This is a genomic window from Rhodothermales bacterium, from assembly GCA_034439735.1.
GTDB lineage: Bacteria > Bacteroidota > Rhodothermia > Rhodothermales > JAHQVL01 > JAWKNW01.
In genome coordinates this window covers 1-4,485 of record JAWXAX010000085.1, presented here as the reverse complement: position 1 = coordinate 4,485, position 4,485 = coordinate 1, and the positions used below count along the sequence as shown (strand labels likewise).

Below are 4,485 nucleotides of genomic sequence, written 5' to 3'. Positions count from 1 at the left end.
GCCGCATCGTCTTTAACGGCTTCCCGACAGGCATCGAGGTCTGCGCCGCCATGCACCACGGCGGACCCTACCCGGCCACCACCGACAGCCACTTTACGTCGATCGGCACCGGGGCCATCTTCCGCTTCGCTCGCCCGATCTGCTATCAGAATTTTCCCGATTCCGCGTTACCCGAGCCCCTCCGTAACCGCAATGTCGGCGGCGCGTGGCGACTTATCGATAATCGCTTCACGCAGGCGGATGTATAAGATGCGTTGAACGTTTTAAGGTTAAACGTTTCTCCGAGTACATTTTTTGATTTTTAATCGGCCATCACACATGCTCTTTAGCTGGAATCACTTCATCACCCTCGTGGCAGTACTCTGCTGGCTGACGGTACCGGCGACCTCGACGGCGCAGGACCGTCCGGCGCGCACGGAAGACACATCACGCGGCAAACAGGCTCAGGACGCGGCCGCGCGTACGCAACGGGACGCCGAACGCGAGGGGCGTCAGCGCCGCGAGGATGTCGAGGGCGCGGCGGACAGCACGGCCCAGGAGGCAGGGCAACGCGGCGAACGAGCAGGGGCACGGGCGGACAGCACGGCGCGGACGGTGCGTAATCGGGGAGAGGACAACGCCGGCCGGCTCGATTCCACCCGGACGACCCGCGTCGACCGGATGACCATGCTCGCCGACCGCATGGAAAGCGCCCGCCAACGCGAACAGGAGCGGCACCAGCGACGCCTGGCCCGCATCGAAGAAATCCGAACCGTCGCGAAGGAGCAGAACGACACCGAGGCGCTGGCGCGGGTGGAGTTGCTCGTCGAAAAGGAGGCGGAGGTGCACACAAAGAAGATCCAGCAACTCGCCGATCTCGAACGGCGCATGGCGCGACTACGTGATGGCGGCGAAGGGGCCGAACGCCCTGAACGAGAAGCACGTGGACAACGCGACTCCACGCGAAGCGACAACCGTTGATCCAGGTTATTCAATGAAAACTGCCCATTACGCTGTATTCCTGACCCTTTGCCTCGCCGGCTGCGCGGGAACGCCGGAGCCCGCCGCACCCGAGGCGCCCGCCGCCGTCGTGCCTATCGAAACCGATTCGTTGAGCGCCGAAGATCTCTCCATCCTCCTGGCGCCCGACGAGCCGGAAGCGCCCGCTCCGCCCGTCACCGCGTCCAACTACAAGGCCGCGCTGGATTCGCTGGAGGCGGAGGATTGATTAGCGATTCGGGATTAGCGATTAGCGATTGGCGATTTGAGAAGAGGGTCGAGGGGACGTAGGGGTTCGAAGTGGGCGGTGAAGTGGCGGAGGGCCGGCGGTTGATGGGTGATTCGATACCCGCGCAGGCGCTCACGGTGGGCGACCACTTCCTCGAAGCACTCGATCACGTAGTCGATGTGGCTCTGGGTGTATACGCGGCGTGGGATGGCGAGGCGGACGAGTTCCATCTTTGCCGGCTGCTCCGAGCCGTCGGGCTGGAGGCCGAACATCACGCTGCCGATTTCGCAGCTGCGGATGCCGCCGGCGAGGTAGAGCGCCACGGCAAGCGACTGGCCGGGATACTCCAGGGGAGGGATGTGTGGGAGGAGAGATCGGGCGTCTACATACACGGCGTGCCCGCCGACGGGCCGGATGATGGGGATGCCCATCCAGGTGAGGGCGTCGCCGAGATACCGGGTGGAGGTCAGGCGGTAGGCCAGGTAATCTTCATCGATCACCTCTTTCAGGCCCTCCGCGATAGCTTCGAGATCGCGGCCGGCCAGACCGCCGTACGTAGGGAAGCCCTCGGTGAGGATGAGCAGGTTGCTGGCCGCCTGGGCCCAGTCGTCGTCGTTCAGGGCGAGCCACCCGCCCATGTTTACCAGCCCGTCCTTTTTCGCGCTCATGGTCATCCCGTCGGCGTACGAGAACATCTCCCGAACGATATCCCGGACGGAGCGGTCGGCGTAGCCGGGTTCGCGGAGTTTGATGAAGTAGGCATTTTCGGCAAACCGACAGGCATCCACGAATAGCGGCTTGTGGTGGCGATCACACACGGCCCGGGCGGCGCGCAGGTTGGCCATCGAGACGGGCTGGCCGCCGCCGGAGTTGTTGGTGATGGTGATCATGACAAGCGGGACGCTGGCGCCGTGGGCCGTGAGGAAGGCATCCAGGCGGTCGATGTCGATGTTGCCTTTGAACGGGTGCTCGTTCGCCGGGTCGAGGCCTTCGGGGATGACGAGGTCGACGGCCTCCGCGCCGCTGGCTTCGATGTTGGCGCGGGTGGTGTCGAAATGCGTGTTGTTGGGGATCCGCTGCCCGGCGCCGCCGACGATGGAGAACAGGATGCGCTCCGCCGCGCGGCCCTGGTGGGTGGGGATGATGTGGTTGAAGGGCATCAGATCCTTCACGGCCGCCTCAAACCGGTGGTAGGAGGAGGAACCGGCGTAACTTTCGTCGCCCCGCATGATGCCGGCCCATTGCCCGGCGCTCATGGCCGAGGTGCCCGAGTCCGTCAGCAGGTCGATCAACACATCTTCCGCCTTCAGGGAAAAGAGATTGTAGTGGGCGTTTCGGATATAGGCTTCTCGTTCTCCGCGCGACGTCATCCGGATGGGTTCGACGGACTTGATGCGGAAGGGCTCGATGATGGTTTTCATGCGGGGAAGGACGCCGGCTATACCGACCGGCTGTCTTCGTGGTGCTCCAGGGGAGCAAAGGAGAGCCTTACCTCCTTCGGGTAACAGACGTAGGGTTTTTCGACAAACTGGGTGAGTGACGAGATCGCGGCCGTGTCCGTCACGGTGGACAGCTCCTGGATGCCAGTTTCGGGCATGAGCACATCGATCCCGCCCCCGTTGTCGTAGACGTAGGCGGCGTGGCCGGAGCGGTCGAGCCCGAGGTAATAGGGGAGGTCGGACGCGGCGTCCCGCCGGGTGGTGAGGCCCTGTTCGATCATCCAATCCGTCACGTGGGCCTCCCATTCGCCCCGTTCGTCGGGGGTGGCCTCATGGCCGAGGAAGCGGACGCGGAGGAAATCGCGGGTGTTGAAGCGCCGGCAGAGATCCACCAGAATCGGATCCGGGTGGTGCGCCCATCGCTTCACGCTGTAGACAATGTCCGAATCGTCGAGCTCGCAGAACACGGCGCGGACGTGCGGGTCCTGGATATCGCGACCGACGATGTCGTGCTGTAGGAAAAACAGCAGCGCCGGCGCGCCGAGGGAGGCCACGTCGGTATCGCCGGCGCGGAGCAAGCGTCGGACGCGGTGCAGGATGCCCTGCAGCAGGTGGTCGCCCGCGAGGACGGTTTTGTGGAGATACACCTGCCAGTACATGAGCCGGCGGGCGAAAAGGAAATTCTCGACCGGGTAGATGCCGCGGGGTTCGATGACCACGCGGCTGTCGGCCTGGCCGGCGGTGGGGTAGACGAGCATCGACTTGATGATGCGCTGCACGCCCACTTTGCCTTCGACGACGCCGGTGAAGTACGAGTCCCGCCGGAGGTAATCCAGCCGGTCCATGTCCAGCTGACTCGAGATGAGCTGGTGGAAAAAGGGGCGGTGGTACGTGTTGTCGAACATCTGGAGCGCACGGTCGAGCGCACCGCCAAGTCGCTCGTTGATCTGTACGATCAGGGCGCGGCTCATCTGCTCGTGTTCGAAGTCGGTAATCAGGATATGTTCGAGTGAATGAGAAAACGGCCCGTGGCCGATGTCGTGCAGCAGGGCCGTGATGAGCGCCGCCGTCTCTTCTTCCGCGTCGATTGGCGTATCTTTACCGCGAAGGGTCAGGATCGTCTCCTGCATGAGCGCCATGGCGCCGAGGGCGTGGCTGAAGCGGGAGTGTTCAGCGCCCGGGAATACGAAGTTGCCCACACCCAGCTGGCGAATCCGGCGGAGGCGTTGAACCTCGGGCGTTTGAATGAGTGGGAGAATATCCTTCCTGGGCACCGAGATAAAGCCGTGGACGGGGTCTGCCACGATTTTAGCGTGTGGATTCCCCGCTCCTGGTGCATCGGCGTTTAGTCGTAAGATCATATTAAGAGCCCCTCGTAAGGACGTTCGATCTAGCGGGTCTTCGTACCGACCCGCCACCGCAATACCACCATCATGCCACCATCATGCCACCATCATGCCACAGCCTCTCGTACTCCCCTGTTGTGTCGAGGCTCCCCCGGCGTATGCGCCGAAGGCCTGCTACGCCATCCGCGCGCTGCTTCGTGGGCTCGGGGCCGAGCCGCGGTGGGTCGATCGCGCCTACCTGATGGGGCCGGCGCTCTATTATGGTCCGGAGCCGGCCGCCGTCGCCGGCCCGCACACGGTGGCGGTGCGGCTCGACGAGGCGACGCCGGCCTTTTTTGCATCGGAGGAGCCATATGCCGCTGAGAGCGTCCGGTGGATCGAGCGGGAAGGGGAGCGATACCCGCTCTTGTTTGGCGATGTAGGGGAGGAAGACCTAATCGCATCGGCATTTTTCTGGCTTTCGGGATGGCAGGAGCACACCGGGCCGGCCCGG

6 protein-coding genes are annotated in these 4,485 nt (G+C 63.9%); 4 read left to right on the top strand and 2 right to left on the bottom strand.

The window, feature by feature from the left end:
• The 3 genes from SH809_06950 to SH809_06940 all read left to right on the top strand — a co-directional run.
• Positions 1-248, top strand: a 248-nt coding sequence (locus SH809_06950) for a hypothetical protein (GenBank protein ID MDZ4699424.1), incomplete at its 5' end; no start/stop codon positions are given.
• A 70-nt stretch (positions 249-318) separates the two neighbouring features.
• On the top strand, positions 319-960 hold the full coding sequence (locus SH809_06945; GenBank protein ID MDZ4699423.1) for a hypothetical protein: 642 nt from the start codon (positions 319-321) through the stop codon (positions 958-960).
• 13 nt (positions 961-973) lie between these two features.
• On the top strand, positions 974-1,207 hold the full coding sequence (locus SH809_06940; GenBank protein ID MDZ4699422.1) for a hypothetical protein: 234 nt from the start codon (positions 974-976) through the stop codon (positions 1,205-1,207).
• Between the two features lie 14 nt (positions 1,208-1,221).
• On the opposite strand, the gene SH809_06935 is transcribed toward SH809_06940, so the two are convergent.
• Both SH809_06935 and SH809_06930 read right to left on the bottom strand, forming a co-directional pair.
• The gene (locus SH809_06935; protein ID MDZ4699421.1) at positions 1,222-2,628 is read right to left on the bottom strand and encodes a tryptophanase; all 1,407 of its coding nucleotides are present in this window, start codon (positions 2,626-2,628) and stop codon (positions 1,222-1,224) included.
• A 17-nt stretch (positions 2,629-2,645) separates the two neighbouring features.
• A complete protein-coding gene (locus SH809_06930; protein MDZ4699420.1) occupies positions 2,646-3,950 on the bottom strand; it encodes an HD domain-containing protein in 1,305 nt (434 codons plus the stop codon).
• Between the two features lie 151 nt (positions 3,951-4,101).
• On the opposite strand from SH809_06930, the gene SH809_06925 reads away from it, so the two are divergent.
• Positions 4,102-4,485: hypothetical protein (locus SH809_06925; protein MDZ4699419.1), on the top strand; the 384-nt coding region annotated here is incomplete at its 3' end.